The organism is Streptomyces sp. Z26 (genome assembly GCF_003665095.1).
Taxonomy (GTDB): domain Bacteria; phylum Actinomycetota; class Actinomycetes; order Streptomycetales; family Streptomycetaceae; genus Streptomyces; species Streptomyces phytohabitans.
Genome location: NZ_RCHV01000002.1, coordinates 5845925 through 5868497 on the forward strand (window position 1 = coordinate 5845925; position 22573 = coordinate 5868497).

The 22573-nt window shown below is 75.0% G+C and carries 20 protein-coding genes and 1 riboswitch; of the genes, 11 read left to right on the forward strand and 9 right to left on the reverse strand.

Features of this window, described 5'->3' with window-relative positions:
• Positions 1–2: 2 nt before the first annotated feature.
• From D7M15_RS25295 to D7M15_RS25310, 4 genes are all read left to right on the forward strand, one after another.
• Complete coding sequence (locus D7M15_RS25295; RefSeq protein ID WP_276314474.1) at positions 3–1193, forward strand: aminotransferase class I/II-fold pyridoxal phosphate-dependent enzyme; 1191 nt, start codon at positions 3–5, stop codon at positions 1191–1193.
• A gap of 187 nt (positions 1194–1380) precedes the next feature.
• Positions 1381–1974, forward strand: a complete 594-nt coding sequence (locus D7M15_RS25300; protein ID WP_121519608.1) for a TetR/AcrR family transcriptional regulator — start codon at positions 1381–1383, stop codon at positions 1972–1974.
• Between the two features lie 280 nt (positions 1975–2254).
• Complete coding sequence (locus tag D7M15_RS25305; protein ID WP_121519609.1) at positions 2255–3520, forward strand: family 2 encapsulin nanocompartment cargo protein terpene cyclase; 1266 nt, start codon at positions 2255–2257, stop codon at positions 3518–3520.
• 173 nt (positions 3521–3693) lie between these two features.
• Complete coding sequence (locus D7M15_RS25310) at positions 3694–4578, forward strand: geranyl diphosphate 2-C-methyltransferase (protein ID WP_121519610.1); 885 nt, start codon at positions 3694–3696, stop codon at positions 4576–4578.
• 59 nt (positions 4579–4637) lie between these two features.
• On the opposite strand, the gene D7M15_RS25315 is transcribed toward D7M15_RS25310, so the two are convergent.
• Together D7M15_RS25315 and D7M15_RS25320 are read right to left on the reverse strand one after the other, a co-directional pair.
• Positions 4638–5312, reverse strand: a complete 675-nt coding sequence (locus D7M15_RS25315; RefSeq protein WP_121519611.1) for a VTT domain-containing protein — start codon at positions 5310–5312, stop codon at positions 4638–4640.
• Positions 5309–6085: an MBL fold metallo-hydrolase gene (locus D7M15_RS25320; protein WP_121519612.1), complete on the reverse strand. Its 777-nt coding sequence runs from the start codon at positions 6083–6085 to the stop codon at positions 5309–5311. The genes D7M15_RS25315 and D7M15_RS25320 overlap by 4 nt, the downstream gene beginning before the upstream one ends.
• A gap of 330 nt (positions 6086–6415) precedes the next feature.
• Between D7M15_RS25320 and D7M15_RS25325 the strand changes: the two genes are divergently transcribed.
• Positions 6416–8554 carry a phage holin family protein gene (locus tag D7M15_RS25325; RefSeq protein ID WP_121519613.1) on the forward strand — a complete coding sequence of 713 codons (2139 nt, stop codon included), beginning with the start codon at positions 6416–6418 and terminating at the stop codon, positions 8552–8554.
• A 223-nt stretch (positions 8555–8777) separates the two neighbouring features.
• Here D7M15_RS25325 and D7M15_RS25330 read toward each other — a convergent pair whose 3' ends face one another.
• From D7M15_RS25330 to D7M15_RS25350, 5 genes are all read right to left on the reverse strand, one after another.
• Complete coding sequence (locus D7M15_RS25330; protein ID WP_121519614.1) at positions 8778–9839, reverse strand: acyl-CoA desaturase; 1062 nt, start codon at positions 9837–9839, stop codon at positions 8778–8780.
• Positions 9840–10308: 469 nt separating this feature from the next.
• Entirely contained in the window at positions 10309–11214 is a 906-nt protein-coding gene (locus tag D7M15_RS25335; RefSeq protein WP_121519615.1) for an ATP-binding cassette domain-containing protein, read from the reverse strand.
• Positions 11211–11963: a cobalt ECF transporter T component CbiQ gene (cbiQ, locus tag D7M15_RS25340; protein WP_121519616.1), complete on the reverse strand. Its 753-nt coding sequence runs from the start codon at positions 11961–11963 to the stop codon at positions 11211–11213. The genes D7M15_RS25335 and cbiQ overlap by 4 nt, the downstream gene beginning before the upstream one ends.
• Positions 11964–11969: 6 nt before the next feature.
• Entirely contained in the window at positions 11970–12425 is a 456-nt protein-coding gene (locus D7M15_RS25345) for an energy-coupling factor ABC transporter substrate-binding protein (protein ID WP_121521373.1), read from the reverse strand.
• A 104-nt stretch (positions 12426–12529) separates the two neighbouring features.
• Positions 12530–13261: an energy-coupling factor ABC transporter permease gene (locus D7M15_RS25350; RefSeq protein WP_240649480.1), complete on the reverse strand. Its 732-nt coding sequence runs from the start codon at positions 13259–13261 to the stop codon at positions 12530–12532.
• Between the two features lie 28 nt (positions 13262–13289).
• A riboswitch (cobalamin riboswitch) is annotated at positions 13290–13484 on the reverse strand.
• A gap of 203 nt (positions 13485–13687) precedes the next feature.
• Here D7M15_RS25350 and D7M15_RS25355 point away from each other — a divergent pair.
• On the forward strand, positions 13688–13993 hold the full coding sequence (locus tag D7M15_RS25355) for a 4a-hydroxytetrahydrobiopterin dehydratase (protein WP_121519617.1): 306 nt from the start codon (positions 13688–13690) through the stop codon (positions 13991–13993).
• 200 nt (positions 13994–14193) lie between these two features.
• Here D7M15_RS25355 and D7M15_RS25360 read toward each other — a convergent pair whose 3' ends face one another.
• Together D7M15_RS25360 and D7M15_RS25365 are read right to left on the reverse strand one after the other, a co-directional pair.
• A complete protein-coding gene (locus D7M15_RS25360; RefSeq protein WP_121519618.1) occupies positions 14194–14847 on the reverse strand; it encodes a fasciclin domain-containing protein in 654 nt (217 codons plus the stop codon).
• Between the two features lie 139 nt (positions 14848–14986).
• Positions 14987–16687, reverse strand: a complete 1701-nt coding sequence (locus D7M15_RS25365) for a molybdopterin-dependent oxidoreductase (protein WP_121519619.1) — start codon at positions 16685–16687, stop codon at positions 14987–14989.
• A gap of 177 nt (positions 16688–16864) precedes the next feature.
• Here D7M15_RS25365 and D7M15_RS25370 point away from each other — a divergent pair, with 177 nt between their 5' ends.
• The 5 genes from D7M15_RS25370 to D7M15_RS25390 are packed head-to-tail and all read left to right on the forward strand — an operon-like array spanning position 16865 to position 22467.
• A complete protein-coding gene (locus D7M15_RS25370; RefSeq protein WP_121519620.1) occupies positions 16865–18148 on the forward strand; it encodes an FAD-dependent oxidoreductase in 1284 nt (427 codons plus the stop codon).
• A 56-nt stretch (positions 18149–18204) separates the two neighbouring features.
• Entirely contained in the window at positions 18205–18930 is a 726-nt protein-coding gene (locus tag D7M15_RS25375) for a DUF1365 domain-containing protein (RefSeq protein ID WP_121521375.1), read from the forward strand.
• Positions 18927–20267: a cyclopropane-fatty-acyl-phospholipid synthase family protein gene (locus D7M15_RS25380; RefSeq protein ID WP_121519621.1), complete on the forward strand. Its 1341-nt coding sequence runs from the start codon at positions 18927–18929 to the stop codon at positions 20265–20267. The genes D7M15_RS25375 and D7M15_RS25380 overlap by 4 nt, the downstream gene beginning before the upstream one ends.
• Positions 20264–21610, forward strand: a complete 1347-nt coding sequence (locus D7M15_RS25385; protein WP_121519622.1) for a cyclopropane-fatty-acyl-phospholipid synthase family protein — start codon at positions 20264–20266, stop codon at positions 21608–21610. The genes D7M15_RS25380 and D7M15_RS25385 overlap by 4 nt, the downstream gene beginning before the upstream one ends.
• Positions 21607–22467, forward strand: a complete 861-nt coding sequence (locus D7M15_RS25390; RefSeq protein ID WP_121519623.1) for a DUF1295 domain-containing protein — start codon at positions 21607–21609, stop codon at positions 22465–22467. Before D7M15_RS25385 ends, D7M15_RS25390 begins: the two co-directional genes overlap by 4 nt.
• The last annotated feature ends 106 nt before the right edge of the window (positions 22468–22573 follow it).

Here is a 22573-nt window from a genome sequence, read left to right on the forward strand (position 1 = left end):
CAGTGGCGCGTGACGCGCGCAGCCGCGCGCGGACGACCGCGGCACGGCGGAGGCGGGTTCCGATGCGGCACACCGACGTGACGACGGCCGCGTGCGGCTACTGGCGCCGCCGCGGCCTCCCCACCACGCCCGGCCAGGTCGTCACCGCGCCCGGCGCCCCGCTCCTGCTGCTCGCGCTCCTCGCCGCGACCGGCCCCGCCACCTCCGCCACCCCCGGCGCCGTGCTGCTGCCCCGCCCCGCCGCCTCCTGGCACGCGCCGCCGGCGCGGTCGCTGGGGCGGCCGGTGCACCACGTGCCGGTGCCCGCCGAGTGCGGCGGGGTGCCCGACCCGTTCGCGCTGCTGGAGACCGTACGGCGGGCCCGCGCCGCCGGTGGCGACCCGCGCCTCCTCGTCGTCTCCGTCGCCGACGACCCCACCGGCACCACCGTCCCGCCCGAGCTGCTGCACGAGGTGTGCGAGGCGGCCGTCGGCGAGGGGCTCCTCGTCGTCAGCGACGAGACGTGGCGGGACACCGTCCACGACCGGCACGGCACCGTCGTCGTCAGCCCCGCCGAGATGGTCGGGGACGGCCACGCGGACTCCGTCGTCGTCCTGGCCGGGCTGGACGCCTTACCGCTGCCGCCCGGCGCGGGCGCGGGCGTCGCGCGCCTCCCGGACAGCGCGCGGGGGCGGGCGCTCGGCGCGCGCGTACGCGAGATCCTGGCCGCCCTCCACGCCGACCCGCACGGCCCGGACGCCGAGTCGGCGGCCGAGGCGCTGGCCGAACCCCCGCGGGTACGGGAGCGGCGGGCGGCCGGGGCGCTGCGGCACGGGGCGTTCGCCGCCGCCCTGCACGACGCGTTCACGGAGGCGGGGGCGCTGTGCCGCCCACCGCGCGTGGGCCGCCACTTGTACGCGGACCTGGAGCAGTCGCGCGCGCGGCTCGCGGCCCACGGGGTCGGGGACGCGGCGGCGCTGGAGGCCGAACTCGTCCGCAGGTGGGGCCCGTACGCCGTCGGCGGGCACCGCTTCGGCGACGACCCGAGGGGCCTGCGGGTACGGGTGTCCACGGAGGTGCTGGCCGCGCGTACGCCCGCCGCCGCGTACCCGGGCCCGGCGGGGGAGGCGGGGCCGCCGCTGCGGCTCCCCGGCGTCCCCGAGGCGCTCGGCGCGGTGCGCGCCGCGCTCGCGGACCTGCTCGGCGCGGACTGACGCGCGGCGCCTCGCCCCGGCGCCGAGGGGGCCGTACGGGCGGGCCCCGGCGGCGCGGGCGCGAACTCGCGCAGGTCGGGTGGGGTACGGGGGCGGGCACAGTCGGGACGGCCGTCCCGTTTGCCGGGCCTCCCCGCCGGGCAGCCCGGATGTCGATGCCGTGCTGTCGCCGTCCCCAGGAGGCCCCGTGACGAACCGCCCGCCCCTGCGCGCCGACGCGCGACGCAACCGGGGCCACGTACTGGCGGTGGCGGCCGAGGCGTTCGCGACCGAGGGGCTGTCCGTGCCCGTGCACGAGATCGCCCGCCGGGCGGGCGTCGGCACCGGCACCGTGAGCCGCCACTTCCCCGCCAAGGAGGACCTGTACGCGGCGGTCCTGCGCGCGCGGATCGAGGAACTGGCCGCCGAGGCCGACCTCCTGGCGCAGCGCGAGGAACCGGGCGCGGCCTTCTTCCGGTTCGTCGCCGTGGTGGTACGCGCCGGGGCCGCCCACCGCGGACTGGCCGAACAGCTCGCCGCGACCGCCGGGGACCCGGGGGCCCAGCACGAACGGATGGCCCTCGACGTGCTGTCCGACCGTACGGACAGCCTGCTGGAGGGTGCCCAGAAGGCGGGCGCCGTACGGGCCGACGTCGCGCTCGCCGACGTGCAGTCGCTGATGGCCGCCTGCATGGGCCGAGGTGACGGACCCGCGCTCGAACCGCTCATCGCGGTCGTCAACGACGGGCTGCGCGCGGGGGAGTGCGGCCGCTCCCTCCGCCCGCTCACGGCCCGGCCGTAGCGAACGGGCGCCCGGAAAAGGGCAGTTCGGGGACGGTTCGGGTGAACGGCGGGACCGGGACAGTACGTCATTCGTTCCTCGGATAAACCCTGTGACGTACAAGAACACCGCATCGAGGTAACTCCGGCGCTCGAACGGGCTGGGGCGCGTACGCCGGTCGTAGTGTGGCGAAGGCAGTGCACGGATTCCCGTGATTCGCCCGCATCATCCCCTCGGTCGTCCGGTGTGCCCGTACGCCCGCGACCGGGGGCGGCCCGCCCAACTCACCTAGGAGCCATGGATGTTCGATCCGGGGCCTTCTCCGCTGCCCGGCCCGCCCGCCGTCCCCGTGCCGCCCGCGCGGCCCGTTCCCGCCGTCCCCGTGGGCGGGCCCGTGGCCGTCGGGGAGGGCGACGCCGGGGCGTGCGGCGGCGGATCGGCCGCCGCGCACGAGGTGGCGGACTCCGCCGCGGTGCGGCAGCCGGGCGCCGTACTGGCACGCCTCCTGCGCGGGCCCAGCGGCCTCGGCACGGCCGGGCTGCACCCCGGCAGGCCGGTCCCGGCGGAGGAGCCCGCGTCGTCCGCCGAGGGGGAGGCCGTCCCGGGGCTCTACCACCACCCCGTGCCGGAGCCGGACCCCGCGCGGGTGGCGGAGGTCGGCCGCCGGATCAGGGAGTGGGCGGTCGACGAGGTGCGGGCCGTCCCGCCGGAGTGGGAGGACCAGTTCGACGGCTTCTCCGTCGCCTCGTACATGGTCGCGTGCCACCCCGACGCGCCCACCGTGGACCACCTGATGGTGGCGACGCGGCTGATGGTCGCGGAGAACGCGGTCGACGACTGCTACTGCGAGGACCACGGCGGTTCGCCCGTCGGCCTCGGCAGCAGGCTGCTGCTGGCGCACACGGCGCTCGACGCGCTGCACACCACGGCGGAGTACGAGCCGCCCTGGCACGAGTCGTTGGAGTCGGACGCGCCGCGTCGCGCGTACCGCTCCGCGATGGCGTACTTCCTGCGGCACGCCAGCCCCTCGCAGGCCGACCGCTACCGGCACGACATGGGCCGCCTCCACCTCGGCTACCTCGCGGAGGCCGCCTGGGCGCAGGCGGAGCACGTGCCCGAGGTCTGGGAGTACCTGGCGATGCGCCAGTTCAACAACTTCCGCCCCTGCCCCACGATCACCGACACCGTCGGCGGGTACGAACTCCCCGCCGACCTGCACGCCCGCCCCGCCATGCAGCGGATCATCGCCCTCGGCGGCAACGCCACGACGATCGTCAACGACCTGTACTCCTACACCAAGGAGCTGAGAAGTCCCGGCCTGCACCTGAACCTGCCCGTGGTGATCGCGGAACGCGAGGGACTGTCCGAACGGGACGCGTACCTCAAGGCGATCGACGTCCACAACGAGCTGATGCACGCCTTCGAGGCGGAGTCCGCCGCCCTCGCCGCCGCGTGCCCGTCCCCGACCGTCCTGCGCTTCCTGCGCGGGGTGGCCGCCTGGATCGACGGCAACCACCACTGGCACCGCACGAACACCTTCCGCTACAGCCTGCCCGACTTCCTGTAGCGCCCCCCGTCCGCGCCACCCGCGCCGACGCACCAACCGTCACCCGCGCCACCGCGCTCACCCCTGCCCGCACCCCCTGCCCGTACCCACGCCTGCCCTCGACACCGCACGCACCACCCACCGGGCAGTACGCACCACCCACCACCCGAGAGAACCGTAGAAAGGACCACTGCGTGACCAGCACGAAGTTCACCGACGTCGAGACCCCCTCCGCGTTCGTCCCCGCGCCGTCGTCGCCGTACCAGGACGACATCGCCCGCTACTGGGACCAGGAGGCCAGGCCGGTGAACCTGCGTCTCGGGGACGTCGACGGCCTCTACCACCACCACTACGGCGTCGGAGAGGTCGACCACGCCGCCCTCGGGAAGGTCGGTGACGGCGACTACGAGCAGCGGCTCATCGCGGAGCTGCACCGCCTGGAGTCGGCCCAGACCGGCGTGCTGCTCGACCACCTCGGTGACATCGGCCGCGAGGACACGCTGGTGGACGCCGGGTGCGGTCGCGGCGGTTCGATGGTCATGGCCCACCAGCGGTTCGGCTGCTCCGTCGAGGGCGTCACGCTCTCCGCCAAGCAGGCCGACTTCGTCCAGCAGCGCTCCCTCGACCTGGGCATCGAGGACCGGGTGCGGGCCCGCGTCTGCAACATGCTCGCCACGCCGTTCGAGTCCGGCACGGCGGCGGCCTCGTGGAACAACGAGTCGAGCATGTACGTCGACCTGGACGACCTCTTCGCCGAGCACTCCCGCGTCCTGCGCACCGGCGGCCGCTACGTCACCATCACCGGCTGCTGGAACCCGCGTTACGGGCAGCCCTCGAAGTGGGTCTCGCAGATCAACGCGCACTTCGAGTGCAACATCCACTCCCGCCGGGAGTACCTCCGCGCGATGGCCGACAACCGCCTCGTGCCGACGGCCGTCGTGGACCTGACGGCGGACACGCTGCCGTACTGGGAGCTGCGGGCCACCTCGTCGCTGGTCACCGGCATCGAGGAGGCGTTCATCAACTCGTACAAGGACGGCTCCTTCCAGTACCTGCTGATCGCGGCCGACCGGGTCTGACGGCCGGGTACGGCCGCGTACGGCGGCAGGGGCCGGGTCCGTCGGCGGGGGACCCGGCCTCAGCCGCGCCGTCCGCCGCCGCGCCGTCCCCCGCCGCGGACCCGGCGCCACACCGTGGGCGCCGCGCTCACCAGCACCGTCAGGCCGACCGCGGCGGCGACGCCCTGCCACGGCTCGGGGAAGAGGGAGCCGCCCGCGACGCCGATCAGCTGGTACGTCGCCGCCCACGCCAGGCACGCCGGCACGTCCCCGCGGACGAAGTCCCGCAGCCGCATCCGGGACATGAGGCACGCCAGCATCACCGGGATGCGCCCCGCGGGCACCAGCCGCGACACCACCAGCACGGTCACCCCGTGCCGGTCGAGCTTCTCGCGGGCCTGTTCCAGCCGCTCCGGCGCCGCCCGTTCGCGCAGCTGCTCCAGCCAGCGCGAGCCGTTGCGGGAACGCATACCGCGCTGCCCCAGCCAGTACAGCCCGACGTCGCCCAGGAACGCGGCGGCGGCCGCCACCCCGAACTCCAGCAGCAGCCACAGCGCCGGGGCGCCCTGGTGGAACGCGACCACCGCCGCGCCGCTGACCAGCGCGCCCGTGGGCACCACCGGCACCAGCGACCCCACGACCACCAGCAGGAACAGCGACGGGTAGCCGACCGCCTCCGGCGACGTCTCCACCGGCACGGCCCGCGCCGCCAGCGCGACCCCCGCCAGCAGCCCACCGTCGGGCCCGCCGCTCATACGGAGGGCTCCAGCCGCGCGGTCTCCCCGTGCCGCAGCCGGTGCACCCGTACGCGCGGGGCGAGTTCCGCCGCGAGCCGGACGAACTCGTCGCCGGGCGCGTGGAACTCGTGCGGTCTGACCGCGTCCATGCCGATCGGCCAGTACGTGCCGTAGTGCACCGGCACGGCGCTGCGCGGCGCCAGCCGGGCGAGCGCCTGCGCCGCCCGCCCCGGGTCCAGATGCCCCTCGCCCAGGTACGGTCCCCAGCCGCCGACCGGCAGCAGCGCCACGTCCACGGCGCCGACCGCGTCGGCCATGCCGTCGAACAGGCCGGTGTCCCCGGCGAAGTACGTACGGGCCTCGCCCTCCACCACGTACCCGAGCGCGGGCGCGTGGTGCGTCCCGTACGGCAGCCTGCGCCCGTCGTGGGCGGCGGGCACCGCGTGCACCCGTACGGCGCCGGAGCGCACCACGTCGCCGGGGGCCACCTCGACCAGGTCGAGCAGGGTCTCCAGCCGCCGCAGTCCGGCCAGCGCGCGCCGGGCGCCGCGCGGCAGCACGACCCGGGTGCCGGGCGGCAGCCGGTTGAGGGAGCCCAGGTGCAGGTGGTCGGCGTGCAGATGGGAGACGAGTACGAGGTCGGCGCGCGTCGCCGACACGGGTGGCAGCGCGCCGCGCCGTCTGCGCAGGTGCGCCAGGCGCCGTACGAGCAGCGGATCCGTGAGGACGGTGACGCCCGAGTCGCGGACCGTCGCGGTGGCATGCCCCCACCACGTGACCTCCACCGGCACGCGCGCTCCTCCCGCCCGCGGACGCGCCCCGGCCGGACGACGCCGCTCACCCTCAGACTCTAGGCCCTGTCCGCCACCTCTCGGCCTGGTCACGGACGACGCCATGTGCCCGGCAGCCCCGAGCGACGTCCGGCCGACGCCCCGCCGCGTCCCCGCCGGTACCGGCCGGGCGCCCCGTAGGGGTCGGAATCGGGGTGAACTCCGACGCTCCCGGCGCCCGCACTGTGAAAAAGTGGGCGATGTCGCGCCCGCCGCGTCCCGTACGCCACCACCGCGTGCGCCGTGCGCGGACGCGGCGGCGCGTGACCGGAACGTGAGGAGAACGACCGCGTGCGACTGCGTCTGCCACCCTGGCGCGCCGTGGGCAGCGCCGTCCTCCGCGTGCTCGCGGTGTGGGCGGTGGGCACCCTGACGATGCTGCTGCTCGCGGCGGGACTGCCCGACTTCCGGCTCCAGTCGGCCGACGGCGACAGCGCCACCCGTATCGCCGTGACGGCCGCCGTCGGCGCGGGCGCCTTCGGGCTGCTGAGCGCGCTGGTCTGGCCGCTGCTGGTCCGCGCGTTGCTGCTGGTGCCCGCGTTGGTGCTGGGGCTGTTGGTGTTCTTCCTGAACGGTTCCCTCTTCTGGCTCGCGCTGCGCGTCACCCCGGACCGCGGCGACGTCAACCCGGAGACGGCCGTCGTGGTCGCCGCCGTGATGTCCGCGGCCTCCTCCGCCACGAGCACGTTCCTCGCCGTACGGGACGACGGCGCGTACCGCCGCAGGCTGGCCCGGCTCGCCGGTCGCCGCCGTCGCCGGGAGGGGACGGCGGGCCCGGTGGACGACGCTCCGGGCGTCCTCTTCCTCCAGCTCGACGGCCTCGGCCACGAGGTGCTGCGCGAGGCCACCGAGGGCGAGCACCCGGTGATGCCCACGGTCGCCGCGCTGCGCGCCGGGACCCACCGGCTGACCCGCTGGCGCACCGACTGGTCCAGCCAGACCGGCGCCAGCCAGCTGGGCATCCTGCACGGCAGCAACCACGACGTGCCCGCCTTCCGTTGGTACGAGAAGGAGACCGGCGAGGTCATGGTGAGCAACCGGCCCAGCTGCGCCGCCGAGCTCCAGCGCCGGGCCGTCGCCCGCGCCGGGACGTACGGGCTGCTGGAGACGGACGGCGCCAGCCGCGGCAACCTCTTCAGCGGCGGCGCCCGGCAACTCGCCCTGGTGCTCTCGGTGTCGGCCCGCCGGGGCCGCGAGACCCGGTCCCGCGCCGGGTACTTCGCGTACTTCTCCGACCCGGCGAACGCCACCCGCACCGCCGTCTCCTATGTCGCCGAACTGTTCCGCGAGGTGTTCCAGTCCCTGCGCGCGCGGCTGCGCCGCGAGACGCCGCGGGTGCCGCGCGGCGGGGTGTACCCGTTCCTGCGGGCGTTCGTCACCGTCGTGCAGCGCGACGTGGTGGTGGCCGCGGTCGTCGGCGACGTGCTCGGCGGGCGCGCCTCCGTCTACGCCGACCTCGTCGGCTACGACGAGGTGGCGCACCACTCCGGTCCGCGCGGCCGGGACACCCGGCAGGTGCTGCGCGGCCTCGACCGCGCCGTACGCATGATCGTCAAGGCGACCGAGCACGCGCCGCGCCCGTACCGCGTGGTGCTCCTCTCCGACCACGGCCAGAGCGCCGGGCAGACCTTCGAGGACGCGTACGGGCTGTCCCTGGAGGACCTCGTCCGCGCGGGCTGCGGGCTGCCGGTGTCGCGCCGCGCCGGGCGCACCTCCAGCGGCGCCGAGGCGCGGGAGGCGGCACGCGCCGCGCTGCACCGCCCGGAGGAGCCGGGCCGGTCCCGGCTCACCGGCCGCCGACGCGGCCAGGACCGGCCGCCGCGCGGGCACGGGCCGGTGGTGCTGGCGTCGGGCAACCTGGCGCTCGTCTCGTTCCCCGACGTGCCCGGACGGATGGCGCGCGAGGCGATCGACGCCCGGCACCCGGCGCTCCTCCCGGCGCTCGCGGACCATCCGGGCGTCGGCTTCCTGCTCGTACGGAGCGACGCGTACGGGCCGGTGGTGATCGGCGCGGGCGGGCGCGAACTCCGCCTGGACACCGGGGAGGTGACCGGCGGCGGTGACCCGCTGGCGCCCTTCGGGCCGGGGGCGGCGGACGCGGTGCGGCGTACGGCGGGCTTCCCGCACGCCGCCGACATCATGGTCAACTCGCGCGTCGACCCGGCCACCGGGGAGGTGCACGCCTTCGAGGACCAGATCGGGTCGCACGGCGGGCTGGGCGGGGAGCAGAACGAGGCGTTCCTGCTGTCGCCGCTGCGGTTGTCCCCGCCGGTCGCCTCCGGTGAACTCGTCGGCGCCGAGCAGGTGCACCGCGTGCTGCGCCGCTGGCTGCGCGAGGCCCGCCGTACGCCCGGCGTGCGGCACGCGCACCCGCTCGCGGAGGCGCGGGGCGACGACGGGCGCACGGCGGCGGGGGAACGGGTCGGCTGACGGGCGGGGCGCGGCGTACGGCCGGACCGGGGCGTACGGAGGTCGGCCCGGCGATCCCCGGCCCCCGTACCGCGAGCGGCCCCTCGGAAACGGCGAGCGGGCCGGTACGTGCGTACCGGCCCGCTTCCCCGTTCCTCGATGGTGGCCGACGGGCCCCGGGGGTGTGGCCCGTCGGCGGACTGGGGCGGTCGCCCGTGACCCGGGGGTCAGGCGTCCGCGGTGGTCAGGCGTCCGCGGTGGCGGCGGCGCGCTCCCGGATGGGGGCGCCGACCTCTTCGAGGTGCCGCAGCGCCTCGCGCCAGGACTGGATGAGCCCGGTCTCGTGGTACGGGACGTCCAGCTCGGCGCAGAACTCGCGCACGATCACCTGCGCCTTGCCCAGGTGCGGGCTCGGCATGCTCGGGAAGAGGTGGTGCTCGATCTGGTAGTTCAGGCCGCCCATCAGGTTGTTGATGAACCAGCTGCCCTTGACGTTCCGCGACGTGAGCACCTGCTTGCGCAGGAAGTCCGGACGGTCGTCGCCGCGCAGCGTGGGCATGCCCTTGTGGTTCGGCGCGAACATGGAGCCGAGGTAGACGCCGAACACCGCCTGGTGCATCAGCAGGAAGGCGATGCCCATGCCGACCGGGAGGGTCAGGAAGATCGCCGCGAGGTAGGCGCCGAAGTGCGCGAACATCAGGCCGCCCTCGGCCCAGCGCCGCTTCAGGTACGGCTGGCGCAGCGCGCGCAGACCGGAGACGTGGAGGTTGAAGCCCTCCAGCGTGAGCAGCGGGAAGAAGATCTTGCCCTGGTGGCGGCCGACGAACAGCGCCAGGCCCTTCGCCTCGCGGGCCTGCTCCTGCGACCAGACGAGGATGTCGGGCGCGACGTCCGGGTCCAGCTCCTCGTGGTTCGGGTTGGCGTGGTGGCGGGTGTGCTTGTTCATCCACCAGCCGTAGGACATGCCGATGCCCAGGTTGCCGACGAGGAGGCCGCCGATGTCCGTCGGGCGGCGCTTCGTGAACACCTGGCAGTGGGCCAGGTCGTGGGCGAGGAGCGCCAACTGCCCGAAGCTGGCCGCGAGCACCACCGCGACGGCCAGCTGCCACCAGCTCTCGCCGACGGCGAAGAACAGCACCCAGCCCAGCACGAAGGCCAGGCCGACGAGCGTGAACCGCAGCGTGTAGTAGCCGGGTCGGCGCTTCATCAGACCCGCTTCGTTGATCCGGCGGGAGAGTCGGGCGAAATCGCTGCCCTGGCCTGGCACGCGCTCCCGCGCGGGCGGTCCTTCGGTGCTTGTCGTCATGGGAGCAGCCTGCCGTGCCCGGCACCACTGGTGACAGCCGCGCAGCACGTCTCTTCCTATGGGGGCACACCACACCTTGAAGAGGGGGGCTGGCTACACTCCGAAATCCCCCCGGCTGCTGTATCCTCCGCCGCCCTCGCGGTGAAGTCGCAGGTCGGACGCGGGGTTACGCCCGTACGTCGGAAACATCCGTACGGGCGACGCCATTCCCGACCTTACGGGACGTGTGCGGATGTGCCACCGGAATTCGTACGAACGGTGAGCGCCGGGGCGTGCGCGCGGGCGGGCCCTGCCGGGCTCCTGCCCCCGTTCCGCCCGGGTATCCGTCCCGGGCCGGGGCAACCGGCCGCCGCGCGGCGGAACGCTCCCGGCGCGCGCCGTTCCGACGCGCCGCCCCACGCCTCAACGTCCCGCGCGTCCGCGCCCGTTCGAGCCCCCAGCGCCCGACGCCCCGCGCGCGCCCGCCCGTTCAGCCGCCCGCCGTACTGCTCCAGCGCGCCAGCTCCTCCGGAGTGCGCGGCGCCGCCTCGCCCGCCTCCAGCAGGCCGTGCGCGCGCAGCGCCGCGGCCACCGCCGCCGACCACGGCGTACGCAGCCCGGCTGCCGCCAACAGCTCGCGGTCGACGAGGAGTTCGGCGGCCGGTCCGGTACGCGGCCCGCCCGGCGCGAGGACCGCGGCGTCGTCGGCCCAGCGCAGCGCCAGGTCCACGTCGTGGGTGGCCATCACGACGGTCGTGCCCGCGTCCCGCAGCCCGTCCAGCACCTCCAGCAACCGCTCCTGGCCGTGCGGGTCCAGGCCCGCGGTCGGCTCGTCGAGGATCAGCGCGCGCGGCCGCATCGCCACGGCGCCCGCGAGGGCGGCGCGTTTGCGCTGCCCGTACGACAGCAGGTGCGTGGGCCGGTCGCGCAGTTCCGCGATGCCGAGCGCGGTGAGCGCGTCCGTGACCCGGGCGCGTACCTCGTCCTCCGGCAGTCCCTGGTTCATCGGCCCGAAGGAGACGTCCTGCTCCACGGAGGCCGCGAACAGCTGGTCGTCCGGGTCCTGCACCACCAGCTGCACCGTGCCGCGCAGCCGGGTCAGGCCCGCGCGGTCGTACGCGACCGGGTCGCCCGCCAGGCGCAGTCGGCCGGAGGAGCACCGCAGGCCGCCGCTGAGGAGGCGCAGCAGGGTGGTCTTGCCGCTGCCGTTCCGTCCGAGGAGCGCCAGTGAACGGCCCGCCGGGACGGCGAAGTCCACGTCCCGCAGGACCGCGGGCCCTTCGTCGTACGCGTACGACGCGCCGACGAGCTCCACCAGCGGGACCGCCGGTACCGGTGGCGGTTCGGGCCGCGGCCCCTGGTCGGGGTGTGCTCCGGGGGACGTGCCCGTGGTCATGTGACGAGCCCTTCCAGTACGAGGGTGAGCGCCGTGACGCCCGCCAGCAGGGCGGCCGTCGCGGTCAGGAAGCGGCCGGAGACGCGCGTCGCGGGCACGAGCACGCGCAGCGTGCCGTCGTAGCCGCGACCGGCCAGCCCCGTCTGGAGCCGACCGGCCCGGTCGAAGGCCCGCACGAACGCGGTGGCGCCCAGCCCCGCGAGTGAACGCCACCGCGCGGCGCGGCTGTTGTGGCCCAGCCGGGCCGCCTGCGCCTGCCCGACGCGGGAGACGGAGTCGAGCAGCAGGAAGCTCATGCGGTACGTGACGAGCGCGACGTCGACGACCGCGGGCGGCACCCCGGCCCGTACGAGCCGGGGCACCACGTCGGACACCGGGGTGGTGAACGCGAACAGCAGCAGCCCGAGCGAGGCCGCCGACGTTCGCAGCAGCAACTGTGTCGCGTGCGCGGGCCCCGCCGGGTCGAGGGCCACCAGGCCGCCGCCGGGGCCGCCCACACGGAACAGCAGCGGCACCGCGCCGGTGACGCAGAAGCCGAGCGGCAGGCGGAACGCCCGCCACAACCGCCGTACGGGCACCCCCGCCGGGCCCAGCAGCACGGCGAGGGTGGCCGCGGCCACCAGCGGGGCGCCCGGCCAGGCCGGGAGGGTGATCGCCAGGACCGTCAGGCCCAGGCCGAGCACCGCCTTCTCCAGGGGGTGGCGGTGGCGCCAGCGGCTGCTGTGCGCCGCCGCGTCGATCGGCAGCACGCGGCGCTACGGGCGCGGGCCGTCGCCGCCGCCCGCGCCGGGGCCCGGGTCCGGGCCGGGGCCCCCGACGGCGCCCGGAACGGGGGCTGTCGCGTCCCCCGGGCCCCCGTCCGTAACGGCTCCCGTACCCGTACCGGCTCCCGCACCGCCGTCCGCCGCGACCGCCGTCGCGCCCTGGCGGCGGCCCCGGTGGAGCCCGAAGTAGTACGCCAACACGCCCGCGCCGAGCGCCGCTTGGAGCGCGAACAGCGCCGACTCGATCTCGCCGGACGGCGGTTCGTACAGCGGCGTGAACCACGGCTCGTAGTCCGGGTCGTTCTCCGTCACGGCGGTCTCCGCCTGCGCGTCGGCACCGGCGAACGGCTCCTCCTCGCCCTCCCCGAGCCCCAGCGCGAGCGGCAGCACCGCCAGCGCCGCGACGGCCAGCAGGAGCAGCGCGTTGATCCGCCCGCCGCGGCTCAATCGGCGTGCGCCGCGCGGCCGTTCCGTCGTACGGGGCGTGTCCGCGGCGTCCGTACCGGTGGCCGTGTCCGTACCGGCGTTCCCGTTCCCGTGGTCCTCGCGCATCACGCCACCCGCTTCCGCTGCCGGTCCTGGCCCTGCTCGTCGCCCTGCTGCCCGTCCTGACGCGCGTTCCCGCGCGCGAACACCCCGAGTCGGATCAGCTCACCCGCGCTGGACTGGCTGAGCAGCCGCATCACGAGCACGGTGAGCAGACCCTCGCTGACCGCCAACGGGATCTGCGTGACGGCGAAGATGCCGCCGAACTTCGCCAGCGCGCCCGGCACTCCGCTGCCCGGGTCGGGGAAGGCGAGCGCGAGCTGCACGCTCGTGACGCAGTACGTGCTCAGGTCGGCGGCGAACGCGCCCGCGAACACGGCCACCATCAGCGGCAGTCCGAGGCGCCGCACCAGCCGGTACAGCCCGTAGCCGACCCAGGGGCCGACCACCGCCATCGAGAAGACGTTCGCGCCGAGCGTGGTGAGGCCGCCGTGGGCCAGCAACAGCGCCTGGAACAGCAGGGTGATCGTGCCGAGCACCGCCATCACCGGCGGCCGGAACAGGATCGCGCCCAGTCCCGTACCCGTCGGATGGGAGCAACTCCCCGTCACGGACGGGATCTTGAGCGCGGACAGGACGAACGTGAAGGCGCCCGAGGCGCCCAGCAGCAGCGTGCTCTCCGGATGTTCCCGCACCTCGCGGGTGAGGACACGGACACCGTGGACGACGAACGGGGCGGACGCGGCGGTCCAGGCGACCGCGTGCAACGGGGGCAGATACCCCTCGGCTATATGCATGGCAGGGAAGACCTCTCCAGCACCTCGTGGATGGACAGCGCACCCTGGCCGGTCTCCTGGCTGACGGGTCGTGCCGCCCTGGCTCCGCCTTCCCGGACCCCGCGGTCTCCCGTGGCGTCCAGTGGCCTCCCCGGAGGGATGGAGCCGGACTTCCCGATCACAGTGGCGAGGGCCGCACCGGTCTTCCACCGGTTTCCCGAACACCAAGGCCCAGCGACAGTAGCCCCGCCCGGTGGCCACCACAACCGCCACCCCGTCGGACGGGCACGGTCGCTCCCGCGCGGCGCCCCGTACGCGTGGCACCCTGGGGCCCGTACCGAGGCACCGCGCACGCACCGAGGCGCCGCGCGTACGTGACGGGGCGCCGCGCGGACGGCGCGGCCCCGCGTACGTACCGACGGAGCCGGAACCGACGGAGGGACCCGTATGGCACCCGAACCGCTGACGCCGGAGCAGACCGAGCAGGCCCTCGCGGAGTTGCCCGGCTGGCGGGCCGCCGACGGGCGGCTGGTGCGGGAGTACGCCTTCGGCGGGCATCTGCCCGCGGCCGCCATGGTCGTCCATGTGGCCGCGATCCAGGAGGAGTTGAACCACCACTCCGACCTCGCGCTGGGCTACGCCACGCTGGGCGTGTCGGTGAACACCCACAGCGTGGGCGGCCGCGTCACGGAGCTGGACGTGGCGTTGGCCCGCCGGATCGAGGAGATCGCGGCGGGCCACGGGGCGAGCTGAGTCACGGGCGGCGCGGGCGGTACGGCCCGCGCGGCCCGACGGAGCTCCTCAGCCAGTACGGTCCCCGGCGCCTACGGAACGGTCCGCCGGGGGCCTCCCAGCCGGACCCTGGGGAAGGGGTCCGGGCCGCCGTCACCGGCGGCGTCGAACGGCCGCCACGGCGGCACCGGTGGGCCCGGCGCCGCCGTCGCGGGCGGGGATCACTTCTCCGGCATCAGCACCGTGTCGACGAGGTACACGGTGGCGTTGGCCGTCGGCACGTTGCCGCAGACGACGGTGGAGTTGTCGTTCACCTTGTACTCCTCGCCGGAGCCCGCGGTCTTCAGGTCGCTCTTCTGAAGCGTCGGGTACGTGCCGCTCTCCAGGTCCTTCGGCGCCAGCTTCTTGCCGACGACGTGGTAGGTCAGCACGTCGGTGAGCATCTTCTTGTCGCTCAGCACGGCGTTGAGGTCCTTCTCGGGGATCTTCTCGAACGCGGCGTTGGTGGGCGCGAACACCGTGATGTTCTCGGCGTTGTTGAGCGTGTCCACCAGACCGGCCTTCTTGACCGCGGTGACGAGCGTCGACAGCTCCGGGTTGTTGGAGGCCGCGGTCGCCACCGGGTCCTTCGCCATCCCGTCGAAGCTGCCCTTGCCCGACTCCGGCACCGAGGCACAGCCCGGACCAAACGGCTTGGCGCCCGCCTGCTGCGCGTCCTCCGTCGGCTCCTCCGACTTCTGCTCCTTCTGCTCGCTGGAGCTGGAGTCGGACTTCTTGTCGTCGTCGTCGTCCGAGCCGCAGGCGGTGAGCGCCAGGGGCAGGGTGAGGGCGGCGACGGCGGCGATGGCGCTACGGCGGAAACGGTTGGACATCATCAGAATGCTCCTTGTACGTGTCTTGTGCTCAGAAAACTGCTGAACCGGTTCACTCGCTCAGCTGGGACTGCGGATCTGGGGGGAGCAGTCGCGGTGCGTGGCGCGCGCCCGGGTGGCGCGCCCGCGTACCGGACCGTGGTCACTCCACGCTGACCACCACCGAATGCCGCCCTGTGGCGCCGTCGGGTACGGTCCCGACGCGCTCGGAGGTCTGTGTGTAGCCCGTACGGTCCGTCGCACGGACGTGGAGGGTGTGCGAGCCGGGGGTGGCGGGCCATTCCCACACCCACTGGCGCCAGGTGTCGCGGCTGTCCTCGTCGGCCAGCCGGGCCCGCTGCCAGGCGCCGTCGTCGACCCGCACCTCGACCTTGTCGATGCCGGTGTGCTGCGCCCAGGCGACGCCCGCGACCGCGACCTTCCCGGCCTTGACCTGGCCGAACGACTTGGGTGTGTCGATCCGGGACTGGGTCTTGATCGGCGCCTTCTCCGACCAGTTCCGCTTCACCCAGTACGTGTCGTAGTCGTCGAAGGTGGTCAGCTCCAGGTCCTCCAGCCACTTGCAGGCGGACACGTAGCCGTACAGGCCGGGGACCAGCATCCGGACCGGGAAGCCGTGCTCGAAGGGCAGCGGCTCGCCGTTCATGCCGACCGCGAGCATCGCGTCGCGGCCGTCCATGACGGTCTCCACCGGTGAGCCGAGCGTCATGCCGTCCACCGAGCGCGCCACCAGCTGGTCGGCGGGTCCGCCGCGTGACGGGGGCCGTACGCCCGCCTCGCGCAGCAGCTCCGCGAGGGGGACGCCGAGCCAGCGGGCGTTGCCCGCGTACTTGCCGCCGACCTCGTTGGAGACGCAGGTCATGGTGATCACGCGCTCGACCAGCTCGCGTTCCAGCAGGTCGTCGTACGTCACCTCGACCGGGGTCGTGACGCCCTTGCCGTGGATGCGGAGCTTCCAGCCGTCGGCGCTGACCTTGGGGACGACGAGGGCGGTGTCGACGCGGTAGAAGTCGGCGTTCGGCGTGAAGTACGGGCTGACGCCGCGGACGCCGAGGTCCGCGCCGCGCGGGACCGGCGCCGCCTTCGAGGCCGGGGTGGGCAGCCGTACCGCGTCGCGGGAGGCGACGGCCTCGGCGCCGCGCCGCGAGTTGAGGGTGCGGCCGACGGCGCCCGCGCCCGCGGACACCACGGCGACACCGCCCGCGGCGACGACGAACCCGCGGCGGTCGAACGCGCCGGGGGACCCGAGGGGGTGCTCCTCCGCGGGCTTGTCGGGCCCCTCGGCCTCGTCCTCGTCGGTGTCCGCCGTGACCCGCCCGGCTCCCGCTTGCGCCGTGCCGCGAGCCGCCAGCAGTCCGGACAGCAGGTACAGCGTGGCCGCGCCCGCGAGCGCGCCCACCACCGACGGCAGCGGGTCGAACGTCTCCGCCTTCGGACGGCTCAGCGCGGCGGCCCCGCCGACCAGGCCGAAGACCAGGACGCCCGCCGCGCCCGCCCGCCGGTGGCGCAGGGCCAGGCAGCCGAGGACGACGGCGAAGAGGACGAGCAGCGCCAAGATGCCGAGTTGGAGGACGAGCTTGTCGTTCGTCCCGAAGTTCCGTACGGCGAACTCCTTCAGCGGCGTCGGCGTCCGGTCGATGACCGCTCCGCCCACCGCCACCACCGGGTTCGCCTCGCGGCGCACGAGGACCGACGCCAGCTCGGCCACGCCCAGCGCGCAGGCGCCGCTCAGCAGCCCGGCGGCCGCGCCGAGCGCGGGCCGCAGCGCGCGGCGCGCCCAGCCGGTACGGCGGGCTGCCGCCGTCGGTTCCGTCGCTTCCCTGGTCTCGCTCACACCCCCCATTCGGGGCCGGTGATCCCCCGGATTGGTCTGTCATCAAAACGAGTGGGAACTCGTGCGTACGTCGGATAGCCGCTGGTGACGGGCGTACGTCGGGACCAATCCACGGCCACGTCGGCACCGAATACCCAGTCGGGGCACGTGCCCCGGCAGTGGTGTCGACACCGGGCAGGGAGCGCAATGACGGAGCGAAGGCGGCGTACGGCCGTGATCGGCAGCGGTGTGGCGGGGCTGACCGCCGCGTACATACTGCGCACCGCCCACCACGTGACGCTGTACGAGGCCGACGCGCGGCTCGGCGGGCACGCGCACACGCACGACCTGGTCGGCCCGGACGGCCGTAGCCGCGGTGTCGACTCGGGCTTCATCGTGCACAACGACCGGACGTACCCGCTGCTGCGCCGCCTCTTCGCGGAACTGGGCGTCGCCACGCAGGAGTCGGAGATGAGCATGTCGGTGCGCTGCGAGGGCTGCGGCCTGGAGTACGCGGGGGCCCGCGGCCCGCGCGGCCTCCTCGCCCAGCCCCGCAACGTCCTCCGCGGCAGCTACCTGCGGATGCTCGCGGAGGTGCCCCGCTTCCACCGTGAGGCGAAGCGGCTGCTGGAGCGGGAACCGGAGGAGGAGGAGGAGGGGCCGCTCCGCACGCTGGGCGAGTTCCTCACCGACGGCCGTTACTCCCCGTACTTCACGGCGCACTTCGCCGTCCCGCTGGTCTCCGCCGTCTGGTCCTGCCCGCCGGGCACCGCCCTGAGCTACCCGGCGCGCTACCTCTTCCGCTTCCTCGCCCACCACGGCATGCTCGGCGTCCGCGGTTCGCCGACGTGGCGCACGGTGACCGGTGGTTCCCGCGACTACGTGGAGCGGGTCGGCAAGCAGCTGGACACCGTCCGTACGGACACGCCCGTCCGGACGGTGGAGCGGCACGCGTCCGGGGTGCGGATCGTCACCGACGACGGCGGCGCGCACGAGCACGACGCCGTCGTCCTCGCCGTCCACCCCGACCAGGCGCTGCGGCTCCTCGCGGACGCCACCGCGGAGGAACGGGCGGTGCTCGGCGCGTTCCGCTACTCCCGCAACGAGACGCTGCTGCACACCGACACCTCCGTGCTGCCCCGCAGCCCCGGCGCCGCCGCGTCCTGGAACTACCTGCTGCCCGACTGCGGGCCCGCCGCCCACCAGGTGCGGATCAGCTACGACATGAACCGGCTCCAGCGGCTCGACGCCCCCGAGCGGTACGTCGTCACGCTCGGCGCCGGTGACGCCGTCGACCCGGCCCGGGTCCGCGCCCGCATGGTGTACGAACACCCCGTCTACACCCCGGAGTCCGTCGCCGCGCAACGGCGGCTGCCCGCGCTGAGCGGCCCCGTCACCGCGTACGCCGGGGCCTACCACGGCTGGGGCTTCCACGAGGACGGCTGCCGTTCCGGGGTCCACGCCGCCGAGGCGCTCGGGGTGCGCTGGTGACGGCGGAGCGGCCCGTAGCGGCGGAGCCGGGTACGGCGGAGGAGGCGGGTCCCTCGGTGCCCGCCCTCTACCGCTGCGTGGTCTCGCACACCCGCTCCCGGCCGCTGCGCCACCACTTCCGGCACCGCACGTACCTGTGGTTCGTCGACCTGGACCGGCTGCCGCGACTGCCCCGCGCGCTGCGCCCGCTGGCCCGCTTCGACGCCCGCGACCACTTCGGCGGCACCGCGCCGGACATCCGCACCGGCCTCGACCGGTTCCTCGCCGCCCAGGGCGTACGGGACGCGGACGGGCCGGTGCTGATGCTGGCGCACGCGCGGGTCCTCGGCCACGTCTTCAACCCGCTGACCCTGTACTGGTGCCACCGCGCCGACGGCTCGCCCAGCTGCGTCGTCGCGGAGGTCCACAACACGTACGGCGAACGCCACTGCTACCTGCTGCGCCCCGACGGACGCGACACCGCCGAGGCCGACAAGGAGCTGTACGTCTCGCCGTTCTTCCCCGTCGACGGCCGCTACCGCATGAGGCTCCCGGAGCCCGCGCGGACGCTCGACCTCACCGTGCGGCTGCACCGGGACGGCGGTACGACGCCGTTCACCGCCGCCGTACGCGGGGACCGCCACCCGGCGACCCCGACCGGCCTGCTGCGCGCCGCCGTGCGGCACCGCTGGTCCACCGCAGCCGTGTCCGCGGCCATCCGCTTCCACGGCATACGGCTCTACCTGCGCGGACTGCCCGTCCAGCCGCGCCCCCGACACCGGACCCAGGAGGGTATGGAGTGAGCGTCACCCCGTCATCACCCGGCCGCACCACCCGGCCGGAGCCCCGCCGCGCCACCCGGCCGGACCGGAGCACCGGCGGCGAGCCCCGCGCCGCCGCCGGCGACCCGAGCGGGAACCCGCTCGACCGCTGGCCCGACGTCACCGGGCCGCCGCCGGGCGGCGCGCTGCGCGCGGCCGTCACCGAGCGGCTCGTCCGGCACGCCTTCTCGCGGCTGCCGCTGCGCGTACGGCTGCCGGACGGCCGGACGCTCGGGCTCGGCGGCCCGCTGCTGGAGCTGCGCGACCCCGACGCGTTCCACCGCAGGGTGGGCGCGCACGGGCTGATCGGCTTCGGCGAGTCGTACATGGCGGGCGAGTGGGACGCGCCCGACCTGGTCGGCGTGCTCACCGTCTTCGCCGACCACGTCGGCACCCTGGTGCCCGCGCCGCTCCAGCGGCTGCGCGGGGTGTGGGCCCGGCGGCAGCCGAAGGACCAGCGGAACACGGTGACCGGCTCCCGCAGCAACATCCAGCGGCACTACGACCTGTCGAACGACCTGTTCGCGCTCTTCCTCGACCCGACCATGTCGTACTCCTCCGCCGTCTTCCAGACGTTCCCCGCCACCCACGCCCAACTGCCCGCCGCCCAGCACCGCAAGATCGACCGGCTGCTGGACCTGGCGGAGGTCGGCCCCGGCACCCGGCTGCTGGAGATCGGCACGGGCTGGGGCGAGTTGGCCGTACGGGCCGCCGAACGCGGCGCCTCCGTCGTCTCCGTCACCCTCTCCGGGGAGCAGCGGAGCCTCGCGCTGGAACGGGTACGGGACGCGGGCGTGGAAGACCGCGTCCAGGTGCTGCTGTCCGACTACCGCGAGCTGACCGGGGAGTACGACGCCGTGGTCAGCGTCGAGATGATCGAGGCCGTCGGCGCGGAGTTCTGGCCGGAGTTCTTCGGCGTGCTCGACCGGCGGCTGAAGCCGGGCGGACGGGCCGCGCTCCAGGCCATCACCATGCCGCACGACCGGATGCTCGCCACCTTGAACACCCACACCTGGATCCAGAAGTACGTCTTCCCCGGCGGCATGCTGCCGTCCGTCGAGGCCATCGAGCGCGTCACGCGGGACCGCACGGCGCTGGACCTCGTCCGCTCGGACGGTTTCGGCCCGCACTACGCGGAGACCCTGCGGCTGTGGCGCGAGGGCTTCCACTCGTCCGCCGCCGAGGTGCGGAGCCTCGGCTTCGACGACATCTTCCAGCGGATGTGGGACCTCTACCTCGCCTACTCCGAGGCCGGGTTCCGCTCCGGCTACCTCGACGTACGCCAACTGCTGTTCCAGAAGGGGGAGGTGACCGCGTGAGCGGCGCGGCACACCGGCTCACCGACGCCCTCGGGCAACTCCTCGGCGCGCCGCCGCCCGTACGCCTGCGCGCCTGGGACGGCAGCACCGCCGGGCCCGTGGACGCGCCCCTGGTTGTGCTCCGCTCCCGGCGCGCGCTGCGCCGCCTGCTGTGGCAGCCCGGCGAACTCGGCCTGGCGCAGGCGTACCTGGCGGGGGAGGTCGACGTCGAGGGCGACCTCACCGAGGCGCTGCGCACCCTGTGGCGGGCCGGGCGCGAGCAGGGCCTGCGCCCGCCGCGCCTCACCGCGGCGCAGCGGCTGCGCGCCGCCGCCCTCCTGCTGCGCCTCGGCGCCGTCGGACCCCGCCCGCGCCCACCGGCCGCGCCGTACGCCCGCCTCGACGGCGCGCTGCACAGCCGGACGCGGGACCGGGCGGCGATCAGCCACCACTACGACCTCGGCAACGACTTCTACGCGCTGCTCCTCGACCCGTCCATGGCGTACTCCTGCGCGTACTGGACCCGGGACGACGACCCCGGCTACGGCCTGGCCGACGCCCAGCGCGACAAGCTCGAACTCGTCTGCCGCAAGCTCGCGTTGACCCCCGGCGCCCGCCTCCTCGACATCGGCTGCGGCTGGGGCGCCCTGGCCCTGCACGCGGCGGCGGAGCACGGCGCGCGGGTCACCGCCGTCACCCTCTCCACCGAGCAGGCCGCGGCCGTACGGGGCCGGGTGCGCGAACGCGGGCTGGAGCACCTGGTGGAGGTGCGCCGCTGCGACTACCGCGACCTGGACGCGGCGGGCTACGACGCGGTGTCCACCATCGAGATGGGCGAACACGTCGGGGACGCCGAGTACCCGGGCTTCGCCGCCACCCTCCACCGGGCGCTCCGGCCCGGCGGACGGCTGCTGGTGCAGCAGATGTCGCGGGGCGCGTACGAGCCGGGCGGCGGCGCGTTCATCGGGACGTACATCGCGCCCGACATGCACATGCGGCCGCTCGGCGGCACCGTGTCGCTGCTGGAGGACGCCGGTCTGGAGGTGCGCGGCACCGAGTCGCTGCGCGAGCACTACGTGCGGACCGTACGGGAGTGGCACCGGACGCTGGAGAGCCGCTGGGAGGCGTTCGTCGCGCTGGCGGGGGAGCCGACGGCGCGGGTGTGGCGGCTGTACCTCGTCGGCGGCGCCCTCTCGTTCGAGGAGGGCCGGATGGGCGTGGACCAGATACTCGCCGTACGGCCCGGCCCGGTCGGGGAGAGCGGGGTCACGGGGACCCCCGGCGCCTGGTACGCGTTCGGGGGCCGGACCGGTGAGGACGGCACGGAGGAACGTGCGGAGGAGAGCGGGGTGGGGGCGGTATGAGCGGCTTCCCGTGGGGTGCCCTCGGCACCAACACGGCGGTGGCGGCGGCGGTCGCGCTGGCGGTGCTGCTGGTGACGTTCGGCATCGGGGTCGCCAAGGGCGCGCACCGGGTCGTGGACATCGCCTGGGGTACGGCGTTCGCGGCGGTCGCCGTCACCACGTACACCCTGTCGGCGGACGAGGGCGGCGCCGGGCAGCGGCTGCTGCTGACCGTGCTCACCGCGGTCTGGGGCCTGCGGCTGTCCCTGCACATCGCGTGGCGTTCGCGCGGCAAGGGCGAGGACCCGCGCTACGCGCGGATGCTCGGCCGCTCCGGCATCCGGCACCCCGCGCTGCGCGCCCTGCTGCTGGTGTATTTGCCGCAGGCGGCGCTGGTCTGGTTGATCTCCCTGCCGGTGCAGGCCGGGCAGTACGCGGGCACGCCCTCCGGGGCGGCGCTCGCCGTGGCGGTCGCGGGCGCGGCCGTCTGGTGCGTCGGGCTGTTCTTCGAGGGGGTCGGCGACCTCCAGCTGGCGCGGTTCACCGCCGACCCGGCGCACCGCGGTCAGGTCATGGACCGGGGTCTGTGGCGCCTCACCCGGCACCCGAACTACTTCGGTGACTTCTGCGTCTGGTGGGGCCTGTACCTGGTGGCCGCCGCAGGACTCGTCGACGCCGGACACCCGGGCGTCGCCGCGCTCGGACTGCCCGCGCCCGCCCTGATGAGCTACCTGCTGATCGCGGGCAGCGGCAAGCGGCTGCTGGAACGGCACATGGCGGACCGCCCCGGCTTCGCCGCGTACGCCGCCCGCACCAGCGGCTTCTTCCCGCTGCCACCGCGCGAGGACGCCGACCCCGCCGCGGGCCCCCGGCCCTGAGGCCCGCCCGGGACCGGGGAGCCCGGCCCGTACACGTACGGGCGCGGGCGGTAGCCCGGCGCATTTTCCTCCAGCGCGGAGGAGCCGGTCTCGCCGCCGCATTGTG